Below are 25564 nucleotides of genomic sequence, written 5' to 3'. Positions count from 1 at the left end.
CGTGCGTGCTCCGGGTCAGGATTCGTCACGGGAGGCCGCGCGCATCTGGTCGAAGCGTCGGCGCAGGTTCTTGCCGCCCAGCCAGGCTGGCGCCACCGCTTCGAGCGCCGTCGGTGCCAGTCCGAAGGGTTGCGGCGCGCCGCTCGCAACGTTGTCGCGATCCATCGAACGCACGTTGTCGGGGCTCATCAGATCGCCCGGCAGCCAGGCGAGCACCTGCGCCTGCATCATCGCGAACAGACGGTGCAGCCCGATGACATAAACGCGATGGCCACTTTCGGCAGCGGCGTAACGCACCAGTTCGGCCAGCGTGTAGACCTTGGGGCCGGCAAGCTCGTGGGTCTCGCCGATGCCCAGGTCGCGTTCCAGTGCGGCGAGGATCGCGCGGCTGACATCGCCGACGAACACCGGCTGGAAGCGCGCATTTGCTCCGCCCAGTGGCATCACCGGAAAGAGGCCGGTGAGCGAGGCAAAGAGGTTGAGGAAACGGTCTTCCGGACCGAATACCACCGAGGGTCGGAAGATGGTCCATTCGATGGTGTCGCCCGCAGCGCGGATCGCGGCCTCGCCATCCGCCTTCGAACGCAGGTATTCGGAGGGGCCGGCGACGTCGGCGCCGAGCGCACTGACATGCACCAGCCGCCTGACGCCACTCGCCGTCGCCGCGGCCACCAGACGCCGCGGCAACTCGACGTGGGCACGCGCAAAATCGCTGCCGTAGGGTGAGCCGCTACGCGAATGCAGCACGCCAACCAGATTCACCACTGCATCGACACCCTGACAAAGCCGTTCCAGCACGCCGTCGGCGAAGATGTCGGCTTGTACCACTTGAGCAGTGGGCAGCAGGTACAGACGCTGCGCACGTTCGATCCGGCGCGTCGGGACGATCACGCGTATTCCGCGTGCTGACAGCTGGTTGGCGAGGTGGCGTCCGAGGAATCCGGTGCCGCCGATCAGAAGTACGCTTTGCAGTTTCATCGTGGGCGTTTCGGTGTGGGTGGGTCAGCGCGCGCCGTCGGCGGCGGGCATTTCGTTGAGTTCGGGCGAGTCGATGCCTGGCGTGCCATTCGCCTGCACGGTGCCGAGGCGTTGCTTGAGCGACTGCGGCTGGCCGGTCAGCACGGCGGCGTAGGCGACCGTGTTGGCGAGCACTTTCTTCACATAGTCGCGGGTTTCAGCAATCGGGATTGTTTCGGCGAACACCGCGCCTTCCAGTGGTTCGGCCGCTTTCCAGCGCGGCACGCGGCCGGGGCCGGCGTTGTAGGCGGCCGAGGCGAGCGCCGGATGGCCGTCGAGGCGGTCGAGCACCATCTTCAGGTAGGCGGTGCCGAGGGTCACGTTGGTATCCATGTCCAGCACCTGGCCGCGCGCATAGGGCATGCCGATGCGCTTGGCGACGTAGCTGGCGGTGCCGGGCATCACCTGCATCAGGCCCTGCGCGCCGGCGGATGACTTGGCGACGGTCACGAAGCGGCTTTCCTGCCGCATCAAGCCATACACCCAATACACATCGAGCCCCCAGCGTCGGCTTGCCGGCTCCACCTTGTCGTAGAACGGGACGAGGTAGCGCAGCCCGAAGTCGTGTTCGGTGGCGGTGCGATCGGCGCTGTAGATGGCGCGGTCGTACAACTGCTCGCGTCGCGCCACCTCCGCGGCGGCGAGCAGGAAGCGATCATCGGCGCCGCGCATGGCCCAGTTCCACTCGCGCACACCGTCGAGCCGGCCGTCGAGCCGCAACAGCGCCAGCGCGCGGCGGATCGAGACATCCGATTCGACCCTGGCGACTTCCGCACGGCTGGGCGGCTTGGCGCCTTTGGGCGCCACGAAGGGGCGACCGAGCTCTTCGCCGGCGAGCATGCCGTAGAAGGTCGGCGCGCCGGCGATGCGTTCGAGTTCCTCGCGCCCCTGCGCGGCGCGGTTGGTTTCGAGCAGCGCGCGGCCATACCAGTAAGTCCATTCCGGCTGGCTGCGCTGTGCCGGCTGCATTGCCTCGATCGCGCGGCGCACTTCACCCCAGGCGTGCGCGCGCAGCGCGGCGCGGACCTGCCAGGCGCGCGATTCGTCCGAGAGCGGCGAGCTGCCTGCGGCGCGGTACCACGACAGGGCTTCCGGCTGGTAGCCACGCGCCGCCTGCCAGCCCAGCACGCCCGAGAGCCAGGCGCGATCACCCGCCGAGAGCGCGGTGCCGAGCGCTTCTACGCGCGCTGCGGCGGCACGATAGTCGGACTGGGCGAGGCGCGAGAGTGCCAGCACGGTGACTTCGCGCTGGCTGCGGCTGACCGGCTTCGGGTTCTTCGTGAGCCAGCGCAGCGGGTTGTCGAGCGCCTCGGCGATGGCGGCGGGTGGTGCGACCGCATCGGGCAGGTCGTCGAGCGTGGCGCGCGCCGCACCGTAGCGGCGGGCATCGACCAGCAGGCGGGCGCGCAGCCAGTGGGCGTCCTCGTCCTTTGTGGCGCCGACGGCGCTGATGATGGGGGCGCAGGCGTCACCCGGCTCGGCGTTGCTGTCCCAGATCGCAGTCGCATCGGCGAGCGCCTGCGGGTCGCGCTGCGCCAGTCGCGCCTGCAGCGTCCAGCAGGTCACCTCCTGATCCGGTTGGCGCAGCATGGCGCTCTCGCGTAGCACCACATCCCAGCGTTGCGCGCGCACGGCAGCGCGGATCCAGTCGTTGCGGGCGCGCTCGGCGAGCAACGTGCCTTCTTCCCGGGCGATGAAGCGTGCAAGATCGGCTTCGACGTCGTCCTTGCGTGCAAGCCGGATCGACAGCGCCCAGTAGTCGATATAGCCGTCGAGCGGGTCGCCGCTGCGGTGTGCGGTGAGCTGGTTGATGCGTGCCAGATCGCCATTGCGGGCAGCGTCGCGTGCGGCGAGGAAGCGTTCGTCACCGCCGGCGGCATGCGCCGTTGCGCTGTAGCTGATCGTGCCTATCGCCAGCACTGCGCACAAATACTGTTTCATTGCCTAAACTCCCTGCGTCTGCGCAGCCTTGCTGCAGACTGTCGCAAACAGTGCCCGCTGTCCGCCAAGATGACGAAACGGGCGTCGATCACCTTTGAAGGATAGCATTTGTCGCCCCCCTCCACCGTGCCGGAAACCCCGCCAGACAAGGCATTGCGCGGTGCCATGCGGCGCCGCGCGATCGCCGCGCGGGAAGCCCTGGACGTCGCGCAGCGCTCACGGATGACCGCCGCGCTGGTCGAACACCTCGCCCCCTTGCTCGATCGCCTGTCGCCGCGTGTCCTCGGTTTCTGCTGGCCTTACCGCGGCGAGCCTGATCTCACAGGCTTTGTCGCTGACTGGCTCGGCGCTGCGCCGGGCCGCGTCGCAGCGCTGCCGGTGGTGCTCGCGCCAGACCAGCCACTGGCCTTTTCCGCATGGACGCCGGGCGAAACGTTGCAGCCCGATGCTTTCGGCATCCCGGTGCCGGCAGAGTTCCGCCGCTGTGATCCAGATCTGGTGCTGGTGCCGGTCAACGCCTTTGACGGCGCCGGTTACCGCCTCGGCTATGGCGGTGGTTTCTTCGACCGTACGCTGGCGGCTCGCGAGCCGGCGCCCCGTTCGATCGGGGTCGGATTTGAGCTCGGGCGGGTGGAGAGCATCCTGCCGGCGCCGCATGACCGTCCGCTCGACTGGATCGTCACCGAAACCGGTACGTGCGGCCCTTTTCGTGGTGAGAATGCCTTTTGATGCAGCGACTTGCGCGATGCCCGAGGGCGGTTCACCATGCGCGCCTCCTTACTTGATGCAGCCCCGATGTCCTTAGAGTCTTTCGTTGCCTGGGGGATATGCGGTTTTGCCCGCATGCTCACCGGCGTTCAGGCGCGGTGGTTGGGATGTGCGCCCGCGCCGGTCCAGCGCATCTATTTTGCGAACCACTCCAGCCATGTGGATTTCGTGCTGATCTGGGCGAGTCTTCCCAAGGCCCTGCGGCGACGGACCCGGCCAGTAGCGGGCTCGGATTATTGGGAAACCTCGCCGGTCCGGCGTTTCCTGATCCACAAGGTATTTCGCGCGGTGCTGGTGGACCGTTCGCGTTCGGGCGGCGGTGACCCGCTTGAAGTGATGCGCGCCGCGCTGGATGCAGGCGACTCGCTGATCATCTTCCCGGAAGGTACGCGCAACCTGGGCGACGAGCTGCTGCCCTTCAAGGCGGGCCTGTTCCACCTTGCCGAAAGCCACCCCAAGGTCGAACTGGTGCCGGTCTGGCTGGCGAACCTCAATCGGGTGATGCCAAAAGGGCAGGTGATTCCGGTGCCGCTGATCTGCTCGGTCGGCTTCGGCGAGCCAATCGGGCTGGCGCAGGACGAAGACCGCGACGACTTCCTGCATCGCGCGCGCAGCGTGCTGCAATCGTGGGCGCCGAAAGGCGAGGAGCCGCTCGAATGATGAAGTTCGGCATCGACCTGGGCAAACTGCCGGTGCCGCCGTGGACCGGCCCCACACTCGGCCCGCGCACGACGACCGCGCTGCTCTTTGCCGGCGTTTTCGTGGTGCTGATCATGGCGACGCTGTTCGGCCGCTACCTGCGGCGCCGGGTGCGCGGACGCCGGGTCGGCGTGATCGAAAGCTATGTGGCGCGAGTGCGCGGCTGGTGGATCATGGTCGCGTGGATCGGGTTGGCGTTTTTGGCCGGTCGCAAGGGCGTCGCCTTGCTGTTCGCGTTTGCGTCCTTCGGCACCCTGCGCGAATTCATCACGCTGTCGCCCACCCGCATCGGCGATCACTGGACGCTGCTCGCGGCCTTCTTCCTGGTGTTGCCGCTGCACTACCTGGGCATCTGGCACGGCTGGCTGACCTTCACCGAGCTGTGGGTGCCGGTCTTCGCCTTCCTCTTCCTGCCGATCGTGTCGGCGCTGCGGGGTGACGCCAAGCGTTTCATGGACCGCGCCGCCAACGTGCAGTGGGGCCTGATGATCTGCGTGTACTGCCTGTCGAACGTGCCGCAGCTGTTGAGCCTGCGCATCCCGGACTACGCGGGGCGCCACCTGCTGTTGATCGCGTTCCTGGTGCTGGTGGTGCAGAGCGGCGACGTGCTGCAGAAGTTCTTCTCGGCCCGTCTTGGCCGGACACCGGCGGCGCCGGGTGTATCGCTCACGCGAACCTGGGAGGGCCTGGTTCTGGGCGGCTTCGGTGCCGCCTTGCTGGGCGCGATGCTGGCCTGGATAACGCCGTTCGGCGTGTGGGCCGCGTTCGGCATTGCGCTCGCGGCGACCTGGATGGGCTTCCTCGGCAGCCTGGTGATGACGGCCATCAAGCGCGATCGCGGCGTGCGTTACTGGGGCCATTCGATCGTCGGCCACGGCGGCATGCTCGACCGCGTCGCGCCGGTTGCCTTCGCGGCACCGATCTACTTCCACCTGGTGCGCTACTTCTACGCGGTCTGAGGCGTGCTGCCCGAATGAAAAAGGCCGGCGATGTGCCGGCCTTTTACTGCCTGCTTGCCGCGGATCAGGCGTGTGCCGGGCGCAGGTCGGCGAGCAGGTATTCGATCAGTTCGCGTACCGAACGCATCTCGGTGCCGAAGGGGAGCGTGCCTTTGCCGCGGAAGAACAGGCCCTTGGCAATGTCGCCCTTCACCGCGTGGGCAAGCTGGTTGTCGATGCAGAACTGGCCGAACTTCGAGAGCTTGTCGCGCAGGCCGCACTGCAGCAGGCAATCCCACTTGAGCGTGCATTGGCGTTCGCCGCCGTCTTCACGCGCCGCGGCATCCTGCAGACGAGACTCGCGCTTGAGGTAATTGCTCAGCCAGGGGGTCGCCACCGCACGCGCCGGCAGGCCCGCGCAGCTGGTGAATTCGACGATGTCCTGTTCGTTCGCGCCCATCAGCACCTGCTTGAAAGCGTCGGCCGCATCGCCTTCCCGCGTCACCGCGAAGGCCGTGCCCACCTGCACCGCCGAACCTCCCAGCTCCATGACGCGACGCACCTTGTCGTGGGTGTCGATACCGCCGGCCGGAATCAGCGGGATCTGCTCGGTCGAGAGACCGAGACCACGAATCGCTTCGAGGCATTCCGGCACGACCTTCTCGAAGTCGAAGCGCGAATCAGTGGTACCGGCCACGTTCGCCGCGCCAAGGTGGCCGCCTGCCCAGCCCGGATGCTCCAGCACGATGGCGTCGGGCAAGCGGTTCTTCTTCATCCAGCGCTTGAGGACCACCGTGACGCCGCGCGCGTCCGAGAGGATCGGAATCAGCGCGATGTCGGGGTGATCGGCGGTGAGTTCGGGCAGATCGAGCGGCAGGCCGGCGCCCATCACGATCGCATCGGCGCCGCTGCGGCAGGCCTGACGCACATAGTCGGCGTACTGGGTCACCGCGCGCATCACATTCACCGCGACAACACCGACGCCTTTGGCCAGTTCGCGGGCGGCGGCGATCTCGCGGTCCAGCGCGGTCAGGTTCGCGGCCTCGATGGCGGCCTTGTCGCGGCAGCGGCCGGTGGCCTCTTCAAGATCCGGATGCAGACGACGCAGATCGACGCTCGCGATGGTCCCGACACCGCCGAGCGCAGCCACTGCGCCAGCCAGCCGATGGGCCGACACACCGACGCCCATGCCGCCCTGCACGATAGGCAGGAGTTGTTTTCCGCGCAGCACAAGCGGCTTGAAGGCGTGCTGGATCATCGACATTGGCGTATTTCCTCGGGGGCAAAGTCCGGCACTGTTGCATTGCACACACATTACAGCCTTGATCCGTCGCAAACGCCCGCAGCTATGCGCTTGACTGCCATGAACGCATGTTTGCACTGCGCAACAATCGGGGACTGTGTGAGCCCTTTTGCGCTGAGAGGCATCCCATGAATGCAGGCGCCTACGACTTCATTGATGCCTATTGCGAGCGGGCGGGCCCGGGTTTGTGGGCCGAACCGCTCAGCGCGCTAAGCAATCTTGCCTTCGTGATCACGGCCTTGATTGCGTGGCGTCGCCTGCATGGGCGCGACGCTGTCACTGACCTGCGCCTTCTGGCGGGCCTGATCTTCTGCATCGCGATCGGCAGCCTGGCCTTCCACACCGTCGCGCAGCGCTGGGCCATGTTCCTCGATACCGGTTTCATCACGCTCTTCCTGCTTGTGTATCTGCACCGTTTTCTGGTGCGGCGCGCGGGGTTGGGCACGCGGTCGGCTCTGGCGGGCGTGGCGGTCTTCATCGCTATTGATCTCGGACTGCCGGAAGCGATGTCGCAACTCCCGCTCAATGGATCCGAGTTCTACGCGGGCGCCGCACTTGCGCTGTTGGTCGCGGCGCTGTGGACGACGCGGAAGGGCGTGCCCGGCGGGCCTGCGCTGGTGCAGGCGCTTGCGATGTTAGTCGGAGCCCTGCTCGCCCGCAGTGTCGACCAGGCGCTGTGTACGGTCTGGCCGAGCGGGACGCACTTCATCTGGCACCTGCTCAACGCGCCGGTGCTGGACGCATTGATGCGCGCGATCTCCGCAAGCGATCCGCGCAGTGCGGCGGAAGCCGGTGCGGGATACCCGGCGCGTTAAGGGGTGCCTGCTTTGTTACTATCGGGCACGGCTTGTGTCGGCGCTGACTGCGCCGGCATTGCCGGGGGTACGGTTTTCGGCGGGGGCGGCAGATAGAGGGGGCCCTTGATGCCGCAGGCGCCGAGCAGCATGACGGCGATGCAAATCAGGATGTGTGTCGGACGGGCGGACATTCGGCTTCCATCGGGCCGCGCGCAGCGCGGCATTCAAATCAACATAACAGCAGTCGGCACCCGCGCGCCGGGCGCTGGGGCTGTGCCGGATGCTAGCAGACAGGGACGGGGATGGACGAAGCAGTCTTCAATCCGCTCGCAGAGCAAGAGCTTGTGCTGATCGAGCGTGCTTTCGACGACGCCGGGATGGACGTTGAAGTCCAGCCGGGCAATGTGCTGCAGATCGAATTCGACGATGGCAGCCAGATGATCATCAATCGTCACAGCGCTGCGCGAGAGATCTGGGTTGCCGCCAGACTCGGCGGCTTCCATTTCCGTTACGACGGGCGGCAGTGGGTCGGTACCCGCGATGGCGCCGAACTCTGGACCTGCCTGAACCGGCTCGCGAGCGCGCAGGCGGGCGAGCCGGTGAGTCTGGTTCGCGGCGACGCGGCCTGATTTCGACGGCGCGACCCTGAGGTCGCCCGCCGTATCAACCGCGTGGCACCTCGCCGGTCACCTCATTGTGCGGTGCCCGCGGTAATGGTGTTGGCTGCGGCTGAACCGGCAGCACCGGGCTTGGTGCCGGCGCAGGGCCTGGAGCACTCTGAGGCGCTGCGGCTTCGCCTTCGGCCGGCGCTTCCGCGTCGGGTGGCGGTGCGCCGAGACGCTCTTCGTACACAAAGTCGCCACGGCCGTCATTGGTCGTGACGGCAACCAGACCTTGCGGCACTTCGAAAATCTTCTCCGGTACGCCCTGCAGCGCTTTCGCCATGAAGTTGATCCAAACCGGCAAGGCCGCGGCGCCACCGGTTTCGCCGGAGCCGAGCTTGCGCGGCGTGTCGTATCCGATCCAGGCAATGCCCACCAGCGAAGGCTGGTAGCCGCAGAACCAGGCGTCAACGTATTCGTTGGTCGTGCCGGTCTTGCCCGCGAGGTCGTTGCGTTTGAGCGCAAGAGCCTTGGTTGCGGTGCCATGGCGCACGACGTCCTTCATCATGCTGTCCATCAGCCAGGCGTTGCGCGGGTCGATCACACGCGGCGCGCCATCCGACGCGCTGGTGATCTGCGTGCGGGCGAGCACGCGGCCCTGGCTGTCCTGCATCTCTTTGACGATGAAGGGCTGAACACGATATCCGCCGTTGGCGAAGACGGAATACGCCTGGGCCATCTGCCACGGGGTCACCGAACCGGCGCCGAGCGCCATCGTGAGGTAGGCGGGGTGTTTGTCGGGGTCGAAACCAAATCGCGCGGCGTAGTCCTGCGCGTACTGAGGACCGATCGAGTTGAGCAATCGGATCGAGACCATGTTCTTCGATTTGGCCAGCGCCGCGCGAATTGACATTGGCCCCTCGTACTTGCCGTCGTAGTTCTTCGGCTCCCAAGCCTGGCTGCCGGTCTGCCCGGACGAGAACGACAGCGGTGCGTCGTCGACGATGCTGCTCGGCGTGTAGCCCTTTTCAAGTGCGGCCGAGTAGATGAAGGGCTTGAAGCTCGACCCTGGTTGCCGCCACGCCTGTGTTGCATGGTTGAACTTGTTGCGGTTGTAGTCGAAGCCGCCGGCAAGCGCACGCACGGCGCCAGTCTGCGGATCGACCGCGATGAAGGCACCCTCGACATCGGGCACCTGCACGATCTCCCATCCCTTGCTGCCTTTGGCGACACGGATCACCGCGCCGCGTCTCAGCCGTTTGGCGGGCGCCGCATTGTCGGCGAGCATCGGCGACACGAAACGAAGACCTTGCCCGGTGAATTCAAGAACCTCGCCGCCGCGGGTATAGGCGCGGATACGTGCGCTGCTTGCCTCCAGCAGGATCGCCGGAATCATCTCGCCGTTGTCGGGGAAATCCTCAAGCAGTACATCGAGTTGCTCATCAGTGTCGCCCTTGATGCCGGCCATATCGACATAGGCCTCGGCGCCGCGATAAGCGTGCCGGCGTTCGTAGTCGAGCAAGCCTCGGCGCAGTGCGAGATAGGCCGCTTCCTGGTCCGCTGCCTTGACCGTCGTGATGACCCGAACGCCCGCGGTATACGCGGCATCCTTGAACTGTTCGACGGCCATCTGGCGCGCCATCTCGGCGACGTACTCGCCGTGCACCGGATAGTTTTCCGAACCACCCCTCACAGGCTTGAGTTGCGCTTTGAGTGCGTCCTCATACTCCGCCGCAGTGATGAAGTTGAGTTCTTTCATGCGCCGCAAGACGTAGTGCTGGCGCAAGGTTGCGCGGGCCGGGTTGGTAATCGGGTTGTAAGCGGAAGGTGCCTTCGGTAGCCCTGCCAACATGGCTGCCTCGGCAATATTCAACTGTCCCAGATTCTTGCCGTAATAGATCTGGGAGGCCGCTGCAAAGCCGTAGGCACGCTGACCGAGATAGATCTGATTGAAATACAGCTCGAGGATCTGATCCTTGGTGAGGTTCTTTTCGATCTTGATCGACAGCAGAATCTCGTAAAGCTTGCGGCTGTAACTTTTCTCGCGGGTGAGAAAGAAGTTTCGGGCGACTTGCATGGTGATCGTGCTTGCGCCCTGACGCTTTCCGCCAGAAGTGAGGTTGGCTACCGCAGCGCGCAGGAATCCGGCGATGTCGACGCCGCCATGTTCGTAGAAGCGATCGTCCTCTGCCGCGAGGACGGCGTTCTTCATGTGGGCCGGGACTTCCTGGATTTTCGCGAAAGTGCGCCTTTCTTCGCCGAACTCGCCGATGAGCTGGCCATCCTCGGTGAATACGCGGAGCGGGATGCGTGGCCGATAGTCGGTCAGCGCTTCCAGGGTCGGCAGCTTGGGCCAGGCAAAGGCCACCGCAAGCCCGACCGTGGCGGCAGCCAGAAGTATCAGACCGATGAAAATCGCGAATATGTAGGTTGCGTAACGCATGGCACTGGCGTCAGGACGGGAAGGCGGATTATAGGCGAGGCAAGGCGTGCGGCCGGCCGAACATTCCTAATTCATACTTTTGTCTTTACATCTGCTAAAAGTTACTGCTAGGATTTCAAGTAAATTGTGGCAATTGTGCCTAATTTGTTGATTAAAAAGGGCATTTTCCCGTGATCGACTTCTCTTCGATCTTCGCCGGAAAAGCGAGGCCGCTGATCGGTCTGGACATCTCGTCCTCGGCTGTCAAGCTGGTCGAGTTGTCCGACGTCAACGGCCGTCAGCGACGGCTGGAGCGTTACGCGATTGAACCGTTGCCCCGCGATGCGGTGAGCGACGGCAATATCGCGCAGCTCGATGTGGTGGCGGACGCTGTGCGCCGCGCCTGGAAACGGATGTCGACGACAACGCGACATGTCGGCCTTGCGCTGCCTGCCGGAGCGGTGATCACGAAGAAGATCATCCTGCCCGCTGGTTTGCGAGAGACCGAGATGGAGGTGCAGGTCGAGTCCGAAGCGAACCAGTACATCCCGTTCGCGATCGAGGAGGTTAACCTCGACTTTCAGGTACTGGGCCCGGCGCCTGGTGGCGAGGACGAGGTCGAAGTGCTGATCGCGGCCTCCCGCAAGGAGAAAGTCGAGGACCGTGTCGCGGTTGCGGAATCCGCGGGCCTCAAGCCGCAGGTGATGGACGTTGAGTCCTTTGCCGCGCAGGCGGCGCTGGATCTCATCCGGGCACAACTCCCCGAGGGCGGCAAGAATCGAATCGTCGCCCTGGTGGATGCTGGCGCGAATATGCTCAAGACGACGGTCTTCCGCAACGAACAACAGCTCTACACGCGAGAGCAGGCCTTTGGCGGAAATCAGCTGACGCAGGATATTGCACGCCAATACGGCATGAACGTTGACGAGGCTGAATCTGCGAAGCGCACCGGAAGTCTTCCGGAGAACTTTGAAGTGGAACTGCTGCGACCGTTCATGGACAGTCTGGCGCTGGAAGTTTCGCGCGCGCTGCAGTTCTTCTTTACTTCGACCACTTTCAATCAGGTCGATCACGTCATTCTGGCGGGCGGTTGCGCCGTGATTCCCGGTCTCGATCAGGTGGTGTCTTCACGGACCCAGATCCCGACCGTGACGGCAAACCCTTTTTCGGGCATGGCTCTGGCGCAGCGCATCCGTCCCAAGAGCCTGGCGTCGGATGCTCCAGCGCTAATGGTCGCCTGCGGACTGGCTTTGCGGAGGTTTGACGAATGATCCGCATCAACCTACTTCCGCACCGAGAAGAAGCAAGACGCCAGCGGCGGCAACAGTTTTATGTCCTTGCAGTTGCTACCTTGATCGGCGGTGCTGTGATCGCCTTGGCGGTGCATTCGTTCAACCAGTCGAGGATCGAGTCGCAGCAGGCAGACAACGATTTCCTGAAAAGCGAAATCGCCAAGCTTGACAAGGACATCGCTGAAATCAAGCGATTGAAGGAACAAACGCAAGCCTTGCTGTCGCGCAAACAGGTGATTGAGCAATTGCAGAGTCACCGCGCTGAAACCGTTCATATCTTCAATGAACTGGCGAAGTTGGTGCCCGAAGGTGTTTTCCTAAAGGGCATCAAGCAGGCCGGACTCAAGATCACGCTCAGCGGCTATACCCAGTCGAACGCTCGGGTTTCAACGCTGATGCGTAACCTCGACGCATCGCCGGTTCTGGAGCGCCCGGTTCTCATCGAGATCAAGGCGGCGGAATTGAACAAGCGCCGCGTTTCGGAATTCACGCTGGATATCTACGTGGAGAGGGCGAAGTCAGAGACTGACGACAAGAAGCCTGCGACGCCGACGGAGAAGAAATCGTGACCGCGCCCGTTCTGAAGAAACTGAGCGAAATCCGGTTCGATCGAATCGTCCAGGATTTCAGGCAACTCGATCCGAATGACCCTGGGCTTTGGCCGCTCGCCCCGCGCATTGCCGCGTTGGTCGGCATTTTGGTGGTGCTTTTGGGCGTTGCCTGGTGGTTTGACTGGAAATCCCAGGGCGAAGAGCTTGAGCAGAAACTGCAGGAAGAGAGCCAGCTCAAGGAGGAGTGGCTGGGGAAGAAACGGCAGGCCGTCAATCTTGATGAGCATCGCAAGCAACTCGCGGAGATCGACCGTCAGTTCGGCGCTTTGCTCAAACAATTGCCGAGCAAGACCGAGATGGAGAACCTGCTGATTGACGTGAACCAGGCCGGTCTCGGGCGCGGTCTCCAGTTCGAACTCTGGAAGCCGGGAACCGAGCAGCTACGCGATTTTTATGCCGAGGTACCTGTCGCAATCCGGATCACAGGTAACTACCACGACATTGGCAACTTTGTTGGAGACGTTGCGAAGCTTCCCCGGATCGTTACGCTGAACGAGATTGCACTTGAGACCAATAAGGACGGCAGCCTCAAGATGGACGCAGTGGCACTGACCTACCGGTATCTTGATGACGCGGAAGTTGCCAAGCAGCGTCGCGACAAAGCCGCGCAGAACAAAGGCGGTGCGAAATGAAAATTGCGCCTTCTCGTGCAATTAGCGGAGTGACGGTAGCGCTTGCATTGGCGGTGCTTTCCGGCTGTGGTGGCGGTGACCACGCGGGCGTCAGGCAATGGATGGAAGAGTCTTCCAAGGACCTCAAGGGGCGCGTCCCGCCCCTTCCGCAACTACAAACGTTTCCAGTAGTCGCCTACGATGCGGGCGCCCTCATTGATCCGTTCCGCCCCGCCAAAATTGAAGCCGCAAAAGGTGGTGGTGGCGGCGCAAAACCGGACCTGAACCGTCGTCGTGAGCCGTTGGAATCCTATCCGCTTGAGAGCCTCCGAATGGTGGGCATCTTGAGCATGAAGGGCAAGCCGATGGCAATCATTAGCGCAGACAAAACGCTTTACCAAGTTGGGGTCGGAAATTACATGGGTCAGAACTTTGGGGTGATTACTAACGTCTCCGAGAGCGAGATTACGCTGAAGGAACTGATCGAAGATACCAATGGAGACTGGGTGGAGCGTGTGAATACGCTTCAACTGCAGGAGGCCACGAAATGAGACTGTTTACCCGGATGGCGTATGCCGCCGTAATCGGCGCAATGGCTCTCATGCCGTTTGCTGCGTCGGCCCAGACTGCTGCGGAAACTGCAAACAGCATTGAAGCGGTGGGTGTTGCGAAACAAGGCAATGGCATCGTGGTGAAGATCACCTTGAAAAAGGCGATCCAATCGGTGCCAGGAAGCTTCTCTGTAGCCAACCCGGCGCGCATTGCAATCGACTTTCCAGCGACAATTAACGGTACCGGAAAAGGTTCCCAAGTCTTCAATGAGGGCGACCTGAGAAGCGCCAACATTGTCCAGGCAGGTGATCGGACACGGTTGGTACTGAACCTTCAGCGCCCGCTTGCCTATGAGACCCGGATTGAAGACAAGAACGTCGTTGTAACACTCGCCGGCTCGGCCGCCGCCTCTGTTGCGCCCCAAACCGCGAAGTTTGCTGAAGCAACGCCCGCCAGCTCTGGCCATGCAATTCGTGACATCAACTTCAGGCGCGGGAAAGACGGCGAAGCGCGTGTGATCGTCGATTTGTCTGATCCGGGCGTCGGCATCGACATTCAACAACAAGGCAATAATCTCGTTGTTGATTTCGCCCGCGCCTCGTTGCCGGAACAACTTCGCAAACGACTTGATGTGACCGATTTCGCGACGCCGGTAACTTCGATCACGTCGACCCCGCAAGGGTCGGGCGTACGTATGGTGATCGCGCCGAAAGGCCTCTGGGAGCACAACGCTTATCAAAGCGACAATCAGTTCGTTGTCGAGGTCAAGCAGGTTCAAGAAGATCCGCGCAAGCTGGTACAGGGGGCCGGTCGTCAGAAGTACGCAGGCGACAAACTCTCGCTCAATTTCCAGAATATCGACGTCCGTTCTGTCCTGCAGGTGATTGCCGACTTCACGAACTTCAACATCATTACAAGCGACTCGGTGACCGGCAATTTGACGCTGCGACTTAAAGACGTGCCCTGGGATCAGGCGCTGGACATCATCCTCCAGGCCAAGGGGCTCGACATGCGCAAGAACGGCAATGTGATATGGATCGCGCCGCGTGATGAACTTGCAACGCGTGAGCGGCTTGAATTCGAAGCGCGTCAGCAGATCACCGATCTCGAACCGTTGCGCACGGAAAGTTTCCAGATCAACTATCACAAGGCGACTTCAGTAGCGGCTTTCCTGCGCAATCGGGATCAGACGATCCTGTCCAAGCGCGGAAGCGTCGTTGTCGACGAGCGCACCAATAAACTCTTCGTTTCCGATATTGGCTCTCGCCTGGATGATATCCGGCGCGTTGTTTCGGAAATCGACGTGCCGGTGAGGCAAGTTCTCATCGAAGCCCAAATTGTGGAGGCTGCGGATACCTTCACCCGGAATCTCGGAGTGCGGCTCGGGTTTGGCGGTAGTGCCGGTGGTGTGGTTGGCACTACTACGGACGGGCGTAGCGTAGGCCGTAACAACTTCGGTGCAGGGATTGGGCAGACGACGTACCAGGCTGGCTTGGTTGAAACGAAGCCGAATCTCTACACCGATGGCCTTGCGGTCAATCTGCCCGCTGGGGCGATTGCCGCCAAAGCCGCCGGCGCTCTGTCGTTTGTGCTGTGGAATAGCAACGCTACACGCTTCCTTGCACTAGAAATCTCGGCACTTGAAGCCGACGGCAAAGGAAAAGTAATTTCCCGCCCGCGCGTCATGACTGCTGACCAAGTTGAGGCCATCATCGAGCAAGGCGTTGAGATTCCCTATCAGCAAGCGACAAGCTCTGGTGCAACAAGTGTGTCGTTTAGAAAGGCTAACCTTGCGCTAAAGGTGAAGCCTCAAATCACGCCTGACGGAAAGATCATGATGAGTCTGGACGTCAACAAGGACACCCCCAATACGAAAATCTCCACGAGCAGCGGCATTGCGATCGACACCAAACACGTGAAGACCGAAGTGCTTGTGGAGAATGGTGGCACCGTTGTCATTGGTGGCATCTACACGCAAGAGACGACCAATCAGACTACCAAGATTCCGTTCCTCGGCGATCTTCCTGTTGCTGGATATCTTTTCCGTGACAATGCGCGTGTTGACGACAAGACAGAGCTGCTCGTTTTCATCACACCACGAATCGTGTCTGATCAGAGCGCAGCTCGCTAAGGCGCCTTGATTTCTGAATGCTGCAGGCCGCTGTGCGGTTGGAGGTAAATGGAATGTTGAAACGTTTGTTGGGTTGGTCGGCGCTGATACTTGGCTCGGCTGTGCTATTGGGTGGTTGTGGTGGCGGTAGCGGGGCGTGTGGGCTTCCGGATTGCGGTACAACCAAGCCCAATCCCGATGCTGCCGCCTATGTCATGAAGATCGCGACGTACAAGGCAAACGGGGATCCGTTCGACAACGTCACCGATGGTCTTGTCTTTCCGGAAACAACCGAAATCAGGGTCACGGTTACGGACAAGGCAGGTGTCGCCGTGCCGGCGCAAATCGTCACCGCAACTGTGAGTGACCCTGCTCTGGCTGCGCTGACCGCTAGCACCGCGCTGACGGATTCCACGGGGATGGGAAAGTTCAAGATCACGGCGGCTGCGTCGTCTTCGACCGGTGCAGTAACCTTCACAGCTAAAGCGACAATCGTTAACGGTACGACCAGCACAGACGTGTCGCAGCCGATCGCGTTTCGGATCAACGAGAAGAAATTCACGACCACCCCGGGTGAACCTGCCTATGTCCGGTACGTGAGCGCTACGCCAACCCGCATCTTTGTCAAAGGTGGGGCGCTGGGTGCAGCGAATGCATCGGAAAAGGCGACTGTCACATTCAAGGTGTTTGACTCGAATAACACTGCGCTGGCCAACAAGACTGTCTATTTCACGGTGACCCGCCGGAATGGCGGAATCCTGACTAACGGCAACGATGGCAGCGTTGATACCACGGTCAAAACAGACGCCGATGGTCTTGCCAGCGTCACCGTGACCGCTGGTGTGGAGCCGATCAGTATCAACGTGATCGCGTGGGCGGTCGATACAGCAGGGACAACCAAGACGCCCGAAGTCTGGTCGGATGACCAGATCGTGATCTCTGGCCGCAAACCCGATCAGACAAAGTTCTTCATGCTTTGGGACTCGGGCGCCACCTGCAATAAGCTTGGTGACCGCACCTATCCCTGTCTCTTTACCGTCTATGTAGCCGATGAAAAAGGGGACCCGGTAGCCGACGGCACGGTCGTCAACATGGTCAGCGATACCGGGGTCGTTGTTGCGACCAAGCTCGCAGGGCAGCCTTCCGGCGCTTGCCTGACTGTCAATAGCCAGTGCTCGGCAAACTATACGGGTAAGGGCACCGTAAGTCTTGGCAAACACCACATCATCGCCTACTCGGTCGGGAACTATCTCCAGAGTCCGCTCGCTACACCCAAGGGTTACGCGAGCGAGCCGATCACGATTGATGGTTCGTGGGTGGCGAACGCTCTTGGTTTGGTTTCGAACGGTGGAAACGTCATCGTCAATAACAAGCCGGTGGACTCGTCGGGTTTCGGTGATGCCGATTACTACGTCCGCAACTGTTTGTCAGACACTGGTACAGAGGCGAACATGAAGTTAAATACGTGTATCCCTAAGGACTGACCACTAGTTCGCACATTGCAAAGCTCGCGCTGGCTTTGTGATATTCAGGGAGGGGCCGGTTATCATCGGCTCCTCTTTCATTTTCTGTCTGGCGAAGACCGTGAGGAATATTGTTTTGGTGGGGCTGATGGGATCAGGAAAAACGACCATCGGCCGCCTCATTGCCAGAAGAATCGGCGCAACGTTCTACGATTCCGATCACGAGATTGAACGAAGGACCGGCGTCAGAATTCCGACGATCTTTGACCTTGAAGGTGAGGCGGGATTCAGACGGCGGGAGACCGCAACGATCGAGGAGTTGATGAAACTCCCAAATGTTGTGGTGGCCACTGGCGGCGGGGCCGTACTGGATCCGCGCACTCGCGCCCTGTTGCAGCAACTTGGTTGGACGGTCTATCTGGATGTACCGGTTGTCCAACTCTATGAGCGAACGAAGGGGGATCCGAACCGACCGTTGCTCCAGGTCGACGACCCGCTTCGAACCTTGAATGATTTGCGCGTTCTGCGCGATCCCTTGTACCGCGAAGTTGCTGACTTCATCCTCGATGGCTCGCGGTACCATTCCAGTTCTGCAGTGAACAGGATTCTGAAGGAATGGGAGAAGCAGTCCGCGTCCTCGAAGTAGCGCTTGGTGATCGCGCCTATCCAATTGTGATTGGTGCCGGTTTGCTGTCGGTCGGCGCACGGCTGGTACCGTATCTGAAACGGAAGAAGGCGGTCGTCGTTACCAATACGACCGTGGCGCCGCTCTATTTGGATCTGCTGACCGACGCACTTGCAGCCGAAGGCGTAAGTTGTGAAAGCGTCGTGCTGCCGGACGGAGAGTCCCACAAAGATTGGCAGACGCTGAACCTGATCTACGACGCGCTGCTCGGCAGTCATGCCGAGCGGTCGACCACCCTGATTGCACTGGGCGGCGGCGTGATCGGGGATATGACGGGGTTTGCCGCGGCCACCTACCAGCGTGGCGCGCCCTTCATCCAGATCCCCACGACCTTGCTCTCGCAGGTTGATTCGTCCGTCGGCGGGAAGACCGCAATCAATCACCCGCTGGGGAAGAACATGATCGGCGCGTTCTACCAACCGCGCCTGGTCATTGCCGACATCGGAACGCTGGCGACCCTGCCAGACCGCGAACTGAAGGCCGGTTTGGCCGAAGTGATCAAGTACGGCTTGATCCGCGATCCGGCCTTCTTTGAGTGGATCGAGCGCCATCTTGATGCCCTGCTCGCGAGGGATCCAGAGGCGCTCGCACATGCGGTCGAGGTCTCTTGCCGTAACAAGGCGGAAGTGGTCGCGGCCGATGAGACAGAGCAAGGGGAGCGCGCGACACTCAACCTCGGCCATACCTTCGGGCATGCGATTGAAACCGGCATGGGTTACGGCGTCTGGCTGCATGGCGAGGCCGTTGCCGCCGGCACCGTCATGGCGCTGGCGCTTTCGAAACGCCTGGGCTGGCTAAGCGACGTAGAGATCGACCGTGCTGTCCGGCTGTTCGCGCGCGCAGGCCTGCCGACCAAAGGGCCGGTGCTCGGCGCGCAGCGTTACCTGGAGTTGATGCGGCATGACAAGAAAGTCGCTGATGGCCAATTGCGACTGATTCTGCTGAAGGGGATTGGCCGCGCAGTGATTCACAGCGGCGCGACCGATGGCGAAGTCTGCGCCGCGATTGAGGCTTGTTGCGAATGAGCATGGCGCCCTACGCCGTATCCGAGGCGAACTCCTGCGGCCGCAGGATCTTCGAGGCGCGGCCTGAGGGACGCGGCGAGTTTCAGCGTGACCGCGACCGGATAGTTCATTCGACTGCGTTTCGCCGTCTCGAATACAAGACCCAGGTCTTTGTGAATCATGAAGGCGATCTCTTTCGTACGCGCCTCACCCACAGCATCGAGGTCGCCCAGATCGCGCGCTCGATCGCGCGCGTGCTTGCGGTCAATGAGGACTTGTCGGAAGCGATTGCCTTCGCACACGATCTCGGCCACACGCCTTTTGGCCATGCTGGCCAGGATGCGTTGAACGAGTGCATGAAGGCCTACGGCGGGTTTGAACACAACCTGCAGTCCTTACGCACTGTTGAAGTACTGGAGGAGCATTACGCCGAATTCTCCGGCCTCAACCTCATGTACGAGACGCGCGAAGGCATCCTGAAACACTGTTCGCTGCCAAATGCGCGGCTGCTGGGCGACCTCGGCAAGCGCTTCATCGATAAACGGCAGCCTTCGCTCGAAGCGCAGCTGAACAACTACGCCGATGAAATCGCGTACAACAATCACGACCTGGACGATGGACTGCGGTCGGGCCTGCTGAGCCTCGAGCAGCTGGAGTCGGTCGAGCTTGTGGCGAAACACATGCAAGCGGTTCGCGAGCGGCATCCGGGTTTGGCGGAGCGCAAGTTGATCCATGAAACCCTGCGTCGCCTCATCAATGCGCAGACCATCGATCTGATCGAGACCACACAGGCCCAAATCAGCGCACACCGGATCGAAACACTCGAAGACGTTCATGCGGCGCCACGACTGGCCGGCTTCAGTGAGGCCATGCACCAAGCGCTCAAGCCGCTGAGGGTGTTTCTGCGTGAACAGCTGTACTGGAACTTCCGCGTTCTGCGCGAAATGGCAAAGGCCAAGCGCATCATTCGCGACCTCTTCGATGCCTTCATGAGTGACCCGCGTCTGTTGCCACCGCAGTACCAGCGCAAGGCCGACGAGGACAAGGCGCGCGCCATCGCCGACTATATCGCCGGCATGACTGATCGCTATGCCATGAAGGAGCATCGTCGCCTCTTTGCCATTGGCGACACCGGCCTGTAAGTCAAATGGCCCGACTGGCGCGTCTGTACGTACCCGGATTGCCACAGCTGATTACGCAACGCGGCAACAACCGGACGGCGCTGTTCATCGACGAGACCGACTACCAGCAATTTCTCCAGTGCCTGCGCGACGGCCTCAAGGAGTGCGCGGTGCAGCTTCACGCCTATGTGCTGATGCCTGACCACGTGCACTTTCTCGCGACCGGAGCAGACGAACGGAGCATTCCGAACTGGATGCAACGGCAGGGGCGTCGTTATGTCCGTTGGTTCAACGACCGGCATCGGCGTACGGGCACACTTTGGGAAGGGCGCTATCGATCCACCGTCCTGGAGCCGTCCCAGTGGCTGCTTGCGAGCTACCGCTATGTGGACACCAACCCGGTGCGCAGTGGGGCGGTGCCAGAAGCCCCCTACTGGCCGTGGTCGAGTGCGCGCACGCACCTCGGGCTTGAAAGTGATCCTCACCTCACCGATCACACCCAATTCTGGTCCCTGGGAAACACCCCTTTTGAACGGCAAGCGAGCTATCGACGTTACCTGGAACAGGGGGCGGGCAAGACCGAGTTGGAAGCGATCCGTTATGCAGCCCATCGTGGCTGGTTGCTGGGTCACCTCGAAAGCGACCCCAGCGCCCCGCCACCCAGTCGCCGAATGGCGCCATTGCCCAAAGGCAGGCCGAGCAAGTCCAAGGCGTAGCCGCCCGCATGCGTCTGCTTCGCGCGAGCTCTGCACCAAATTGATGTGTCCCCATTTCAAACCCGCACCGGAATCAGGCATTCACTAAATCTACTCTGACCCCGTTTTATAGCGCTTGAGCCCACGCGCTCTGTGGGTTTATTGTTCGGCCGTCCCGGCCATGGGCCGGCCTACGCGCGCACGCGCGCCGCAATGGGAGCAAGAGATGGAACAGCGCCAGGGTCTGTACGATCCCGCCAATGAAAAGGACGCCTGCGGCGTCGGCTTCGTGGCCCACATCAAGGGTCAGAAGAATCACGAGATCGTCCAGAACGGTCTGAAGATCCTTGAGAACATCGATCACCGCGGCGCGGTGGGCGCGGACCCGCTGATGGGCGACGGCGCGGGCATCCTGATCCAGATTCCTGACCAGCTCTATCGCGAAGAGTTGGCTACCCAGGGCGTCAAACTGCCGCCGCCGGGCGAGTACGGTGTCGGCATGATCTTCCTGCCGAAGGAAGCCGCGTCGCGCCTCGCCTGCGAGCAGGAAATGGAACGCGCCGTGCGCGCCGAAGGCCAGGTCGTGCTCGGTTGGCGCGACGTGCCGGTCGATCGCGAGATGCCGATGTCGCCGACGGTGCGCGCCAAGGAACCGGTGATCCGCCAGATCTTCATCGGCCGCGGCCCCGACGTGATGGTCACCGAAGCGCTCGAACGCAAGCTCTACGCAATCCGCAAGATTGCAAGCCACGCGATCCAGAACCTCAAGCTCAAGCACGGCAAGGAATACTTCGTGCCGTCGATGTCGGCGCGCACGATCGTCTACAAGGGCCTGCTGCTCGCCAACCAGGTCGGCGTGTACTACAAGGATCTCGCCGATCCGCGATGTATCTCTGCCTTGGCGCTGGTGCACCAGCGTTTCTCGACCAACACCTTCCCGGAGTGGCCGCTGGCCCACCCGTACCGGATGATCGCGCACAACGGCGAGATCAACACGGTGAAGGGCAACTTCAACTGGCTGCGCGCGCGCGAAGGCGTAATGAAGTCGGCGGTGCTGGGCGACGACCTGAAGAAGCTCTATCCGATCGTGTACGAAGGCCAGTCGGATACCGCGACTTTCGACAACTGCATCGAACTGCTGACGATGGCGGGCTACCCGCTCGCGCAAGCGGCGATGATGATGATTCCGGAAGCGTGGGAACAGCACACGCTGATGGACGAGAACCGCCGCGCCTTCTACGAGTACCACGCCGCGATGATGGAGCCGTGGGACGGCCCCGCCGCGATCGCCTTCACCGATGGCCGCCAGATCGGTGCGACGCTCGATCGTAACGGCCTGCGCCCCGCCCGCTACCTCGTTACCGACGACGACCTCGTCGTGATGGCTTCGGAGGCCGGCGTGCTGCCGATTCCCGAGAGCAAGATCGTCAAGAAGTGGCGTCTGCAGCCGGGCAAGATGTTCCTGATCGACATGGAAGCCGGCCGCATCATCGACGACAAGGAACTCAAGGATTCGCTGGCCAACGCCAAGCCTTACCGCGAGTGGATCAAGCGCATCCAGGTCAAGCTCGACGAAGTCGATGGCCCGGAAGCCCAGCAGGAAGTGCGCGCCTCGCTGCTCGATCGCCAGCAGGCCTTCGGCTACACGCAGGAAGACATCAAGTTCCTGATGGCGCCGATGGCGGCGAGCGGTGAAGAAGCGATCGGCTCGATGGGCAACGACTCGCCGCTGGCGGTCATGTCCAACAAGCACAAGCCGCTCTACAACTACTTCAAGCAGCTCTTTGCGCAGGTGACGAACCCGCCGATCGACCCGATCCGCGAACAGATCGTGATGTCGACGGTGTCCTTCATCGGGCCGAAGCCGAACCTGCTCGACCTCAACAACATCAACCCGCCGATGCGTCTCGAAGTCTCCCAGCCGGTGCTGGACTTCAAGGACATGGCGAAGCTGCGCGAGATCGAGAAGTACACCGACAACAAGTTCAAGTCCTACGAACTGAACATCTGCTACCCGGTCGCCTGGGGCCGCGACGGCATCGAGGCGCGCATCGCCTCGCTGTGCGCGGAAGCCGAAGATGCGGTGCGCTCCGGCTACACCGTGCTGATCGTGTCGGACCGCAAGATCGACGCACAGAACGTCGCGATCCCGGCCCTTCTGGCCACGTCGGCGATCCACCAGCACCTCGTCGGAAAGGGCCTGCGGACCTCGACCGGTCTCGTCGTCGAGACTGGCTCGGCTCGCGAAGTGCACCACTTCGCACTGCTGGGCGGTTACGGCGCCGAAGCGGTGCACCCCTACCTCGCGATGGAAACCCTGCGCGAGATGGCGAAGGACATGCCGGCCGAGCTGGGCCCGGACAAGGCGGTGAAGAACTTCGTCAAAGCGGTGGGCAAGGGCCTCAACAAGGTCATGTCCAAGATGGGCATCTCGACCTACATGTCCTACTGCGGCGCGCAGATCTTCGAAGCGATCGGCCTCAATTCCGACCTGGTGAAGAAGTACTTCAAGGGCACGGCGTCCAACGTTGAGGGCATCGGCATCTTTGAAGTGGCCGAGGAAGCCCTGCGTCTGCACGCTGCCGCCTTCGGTCACGACCCGGTGCTGGCCAACGCACTCGATGCCGGCGGTGAATACGCCTTCCGTATCCGCGGCGAAGAGCACATGTGGACGCCGGATGCGATCGCCAAACTGCAACACTCGACCCGCTCGAACAGCTTCCAGAACTACAAGGAATACGCCCAGATCATCAACGACCAGACCAAGCGCCACATGACGCTGCGCGGTCTGTTCGAGTTCAAGATCGATCCGGCCAAGGCGATCCCGCTCGACGAAGTCGAACCGGCAAAGGAAATCGTCAAGCGTTTCGCCACCGGTGCAATGTCGCTCGGCTCGATCTCGACCGAAGCGCACTCGACGCTGGCCATCGCGATGAACCGCATCGGCGGCAAGTCGAACACCGGTGAAGGCGGCGAGGACGAGGCGCGCTACGCCAAGGAGATGAAGGGCATCTTCATCAAGAAGGGCGAAACCCTTGCAGGCATCGTCGGCAAGGCGCAAATCGAGCGCGACATTGAGCTGCAGGAAGGCGACTCGCTGCGCTCCAAGATCAAGCAAGTGGCGTCGGGCCGCTTCGGTGTGACCGCCGAGTACCTGGTGTCCGCCGACCAGATCCAGATCAAGATGGCGCAGGGCGCCAAACCTGGCGAGGGCGGCCAGCTCCCGGGCCACAAGGTGTCCGAGTACATCGCGAAGCTGCGTTTCTCGGTGCCGGGCGTCGGTCTGATCTCGCCGCCGCCGCACCACGACATCTACTCGATCGAGGATCTGGCGCAGCTGATCCACGACCTGAAGAACGTCAATCCGACGGCCAGCATCTCGGTGAAGCTGGTGTCGGAAGTCGGTGTCGGCACGGTTGCCGCAGGTGTCAGCAAGTGCAAGGCCGATCACATCGTGATCGCCGGCCACGACGGTGGCACGGGCGCTTCGCCGCTGTCCTCGATCAAGCATGCCGGTTCGCCGTGGGAACTCGGCCTGGCCGAAACGCAGCAGACCCTGGTGCTCAACGGCCTGCGTGGCCGCGTGATCGTGCAGGCCGATGGTCAGATGAAGACCGGCCGCGACGTCGCGATCGCCGCGCTGTTGGGTGCCGACGAGTTCGGTTTCGCGACCGCGCCGCTGGTCGTCGAAGGCTGCATCATGATGCGCAAGTGCCACCTGAACACCTGCCCGGTGGGTGTGGCGACGCAGGATCCGGAGCTGCGCAAGAAGTTCTCGGGCCGCCCGGAGCACGTGGTCAACTTCTTCTTCTTCATCGCGGAAGAAGTGCGCGAGATCATGGCCCAACTGGGCATCCGCAAGTTCGAGGACCTCATCGGCCGTGCCGATCTGCTCGACAAGAAGAAGGCGATCTCGCACTGGAAGGCGAAGGGGCTGGACTTCAGCCGCATCTTCCATCTGCCGGAAGTGCCCGAGAGCGTCGCTCGCCGCGCCACCGACACGCAGGATCACCTGCTTGAGCGCGCCCTCGATCACAAGCTGATCGAACAGGCCAAGCCGGCACTGGAAAAGGGCGAGCGTGTCTCGTTCATCACCCCGATCCGCAACGTCAATCGTTCCGCCGGCGCGATGCTGTCGGGCGAAGTGGCGAAGCGTTACGGCCACGCCGGTCTGCCGGACGACACCATCCACATCCAGCTCGCCGGTACCGCCGGCCAGAGCTTTGGCGCCTTCCTGGCGCACGGCGTGACGCTGGATCTGGTTGGCGAAGGCAACGACTATGTTGGCAAGGGTCTGGCCGGTGGTCGCGTCATCGTGCGCAGCCCGAACGACTTCCGTGGTTTCGGGCCGGAGCACATCATCGTCGGCAACACCGTGCTGTTCGGTGCCACCGGTGGCGAGGCCTACTTCAACGGCGTCGGCGGCGAGCGCTTCGCGGTGCGTAATTCGGGTGCGGCGGCGGTTGTCGAAGGCGTGGGTGACCACGGCTGCGAATACATGACCGGCGGCACCGTGATAGTGCTGGGCGATACCGGCCGCAACTTCGCGGCGGGTATGTCGGGTGGCGTGGCTTACATCTACGACCCGGATCGCGTCTTCGCGCAGAAGTGCAACCTCTCGATGGTCGACGTCGAGCCGTTGCTCAGCAGCGCCGAGCAGGAAGCCAAGGTCGAGCGCGCACTGTGGCATGCCGTCACCCGTGGTGGCGAGGGCGAGACCGACGAGGCGATCCTCAAGCGTCTGGTCGAGCGCCACTTCCGCTACACCGGCAGCTTCCGTGCGAAGACGTTGATCGAGAAGTGGGCCGAATCCCGCGCAGCCTTCGTCAAGGTAATGCCGAAGGAATACCGTCGTGCGCTGAAGGAATTGGCTGCCGCCAAGGCCGCAGCAGCTTCTGCGACAACCGCCTGATCGAGAAACCGGAGAAAACGA

General features: G+C 62.2%; 21 protein-coding genes. 16 read left to right on the top strand and 5 right to left on the bottom strand.

From position 1 onward, the window contains the following. Window positions 1-15: 15 nt before the first annotated feature. Window positions 16-978, bottom strand: a complete 963-nt coding sequence (locus GGR36_RS13405; protein ID WP_183635235.1) for a complex I NDUFA9 subunit family protein — start codon at window positions 976-978, stop codon at window positions 16-18. A 24-nt stretch (window positions 979-1002) separates the two neighbouring features. Then, window positions 1003-2958, bottom strand: a complete 1956-nt coding sequence (locus tag GGR36_RS13400; RefSeq protein WP_183635234.1) for a lytic transglycosylase domain-containing protein — start codon at window positions 2956-2958, stop codon at window positions 1003-1005. A gap of 108 nt (window positions 2959-3066) precedes the next feature. Here GGR36_RS13400 and GGR36_RS13395 point away from each other — a divergent pair, with 108 nt between their 5' ends. From GGR36_RS13395 to GGR36_RS13385, 3 genes are all read left to right on the top strand, one after another. Further along, window positions 3067-3687, top strand: a complete 621-nt coding sequence (locus GGR36_RS13395; RefSeq protein WP_338086693.1) for a 5-formyltetrahydrofolate cyclo-ligase — start codon at window positions 3067-3069, stop codon at window positions 3685-3687. A gap of 66 nt (window positions 3688-3753) precedes the next feature. Next, window positions 3754-4386: a lysophospholipid acyltransferase family protein gene (locus GGR36_RS13390; protein ID WP_183635233.1), complete on the top strand. Its 633-nt coding sequence runs from the start codon at window positions 3754-3756 to the stop codon at window positions 4384-4386. Further along, window positions 4383-5384 (top strand): phosphatidate cytidylyltransferase, encoded by a 1002-nt coding sequence (locus GGR36_RS13385; RefSeq protein WP_242533261.1) that lies wholly within the window; start codon window positions 4383-4385, stop codon window positions 5382-5384. Before GGR36_RS13390 ends, GGR36_RS13385 begins: the two co-directional genes overlap by 4 nt. Window positions 5385-5448: 64 nt before the next feature. On the opposite strand, the gene GGR36_RS13380 is transcribed toward GGR36_RS13385, so the two are convergent. Beyond that, window positions 5449-6627, bottom strand: a complete 1179-nt coding sequence (locus tag GGR36_RS13380) for an NAD(P)H-dependent flavin oxidoreductase (protein ID WP_242533260.1) — start codon at window positions 6625-6627, stop codon at window positions 5449-5451. Between the two features lie 167 nt (window positions 6628-6794). On the opposite strand from GGR36_RS13380, the gene GGR36_RS13375 reads away from it, so the two are divergent. Further along, window positions 6795-7481 (top strand): hypothetical protein, encoded by a 687-nt coding sequence (locus tag GGR36_RS13375; RefSeq protein ID WP_183635232.1) that lies wholly within the window; start codon window positions 6795-6797, stop codon window positions 7479-7481. On the opposite strand, the gene lptM is transcribed toward GGR36_RS13375, so the two are convergent. Next, window positions 7478-7654 (bottom strand): LPS translocon maturation chaperone LptM, encoded by a 177-nt coding sequence (gene lptM / locus GGR36_RS13370; RefSeq protein ID WP_183635231.1) that lies wholly within the window; start codon window positions 7652-7654, stop codon window positions 7478-7480. The two genes, GGR36_RS13375 and lptM, sit on opposite strands and share 4 nt — an antisense overlap. A 111-nt stretch (window positions 7655-7765) precedes the next feature. Between lptM and cyaY the strand changes: the two genes are divergently transcribed. Continuing rightward, window positions 7766-8092: an iron donor protein CyaY gene (cyaY, locus tag GGR36_RS13365; protein WP_183635230.1), complete on the top strand. Its 327-nt coding sequence runs from the start codon at window positions 7766-7768 to the stop codon at window positions 8090-8092. A 34-nt stretch (window positions 8093-8126) separates the two neighbouring features. On the opposite strand, the gene GGR36_RS13360 is transcribed toward cyaY, so the two are convergent. Further along, a complete protein-coding gene (locus GGR36_RS13360) occupies window positions 8127-10508 on the bottom strand; it encodes a penicillin-binding protein 1A (RefSeq protein WP_183635229.1) in 2382 nt (793 codons plus the stop codon). Between the two features lie 170 nt (window positions 10509-10678). On the opposite strand from GGR36_RS13360, the gene GGR36_RS13355 reads away from it, so the two are divergent. From GGR36_RS13355 to GGR36_RS13305, 11 genes are all read left to right on the top strand, one after another. Further along, a complete protein-coding gene (locus GGR36_RS13355) occupies window positions 10679-11758 on the top strand; it encodes a type IV pilus assembly protein PilM (RefSeq protein ID WP_207064426.1) in 1080 nt (359 codons plus the stop codon). Beyond that, entirely contained in the window at window positions 11755-12348 is a 594-nt protein-coding gene (locus GGR36_RS13350; RefSeq protein WP_183635228.1) for a PilN domain-containing protein, read from the top strand. The genes GGR36_RS13355 and GGR36_RS13350 overlap by 4 nt, the downstream gene beginning before the upstream one ends. Continuing rightward, window positions 12342-13022 (top strand): type IV pilus inner membrane component PilO, encoded by a 681-nt coding sequence (locus tag GGR36_RS13345; protein WP_420847496.1) that lies wholly within the window; start codon window positions 12342-12344, stop codon window positions 13020-13022. Before GGR36_RS13350 ends, GGR36_RS13345 begins: the two co-directional genes overlap by 7 nt. Further along, a complete protein-coding gene (locus GGR36_RS13340) occupies window positions 13019-13552 on the top strand; it encodes a pilus assembly protein PilP (protein ID WP_183635227.1) in 534 nt (177 codons plus the stop codon). Before GGR36_RS13345 ends, GGR36_RS13340 begins: the two co-directional genes overlap by 4 nt. Beyond that, window positions 13549-15684: a type IV pilus secretin PilQ gene (locus GGR36_RS13335; protein WP_183635226.1), complete on the top strand. Its 2136-nt coding sequence runs from the start codon at window positions 13549-13551 to the stop codon at window positions 15682-15684. The genes GGR36_RS13340 and GGR36_RS13335 overlap by 4 nt, the downstream gene beginning before the upstream one ends. A 194-nt stretch (window positions 15685-15878) precedes the next feature. Further along, entirely contained in the window at window positions 15879-17147 is a 1269-nt protein-coding gene (locus tag GGR36_RS13330) for an Ig-like domain-containing protein (protein ID WP_221229588.1), read from the top strand. A 100-nt stretch (window positions 17148-17247) separates the two neighbouring features. After that, window positions 17248-17772, top strand: a complete 525-nt coding sequence (locus GGR36_RS13325) for a shikimate kinase (RefSeq protein ID WP_207064424.1) — start codon at window positions 17248-17250, stop codon at window positions 17770-17772. Further along, window positions 17742-18836, top strand: a complete 1095-nt coding sequence (aroB, locus tag GGR36_RS13320; RefSeq protein ID WP_183635224.1) for a 3-dehydroquinate synthase — start codon at window positions 17742-17744, stop codon at window positions 18834-18836. The genes GGR36_RS13325 and aroB overlap by 31 nt, the downstream gene beginning before the upstream one ends. Beyond that, window positions 18833-19957: a deoxyguanosinetriphosphate triphosphohydrolase gene (locus tag GGR36_RS13315; RefSeq protein WP_183635223.1), complete on the top strand. Its 1125-nt coding sequence runs from the start codon at window positions 18833-18835 to the stop codon at window positions 19955-19957. Before aroB ends, GGR36_RS13315 begins: the two co-directional genes overlap by 4 nt. A gap of 5 nt (window positions 19958-19962) precedes the next feature. After that, on the top strand, window positions 19963-20652 hold the full coding sequence (locus tag GGR36_RS13310) for a transposase (protein ID WP_183635222.1): 690 nt from the start codon (window positions 19963-19965) through the stop codon (window positions 20650-20652). A gap of 205 nt (window positions 20653-20857) precedes the next feature. Next, the gene (locus GGR36_RS13305; RefSeq protein ID WP_183635221.1) at window positions 20858-25543 is read left to right on the top strand and encodes a glutamate synthase-related protein; all 4686 of its coding nucleotides are present in this window, start codon (window positions 20858-20860) and stop codon (window positions 25541-25543) included. Window positions 25544-25564 lie beyond the last annotated feature (21 nt).

The organism is Niveibacterium umoris (assembly GCF_014197015.1).
In the GTDB taxonomy this organism is placed as follows: domain Bacteria; phylum Pseudomonadota; class Gammaproteobacteria; order Burkholderiales; family Rhodocyclaceae; genus Niveibacterium; species Niveibacterium umoris.
Note: the sequence above shows the minus strand (reverse complement) of the source record. Positions and strands in the feature narration are given on the sequence as shown.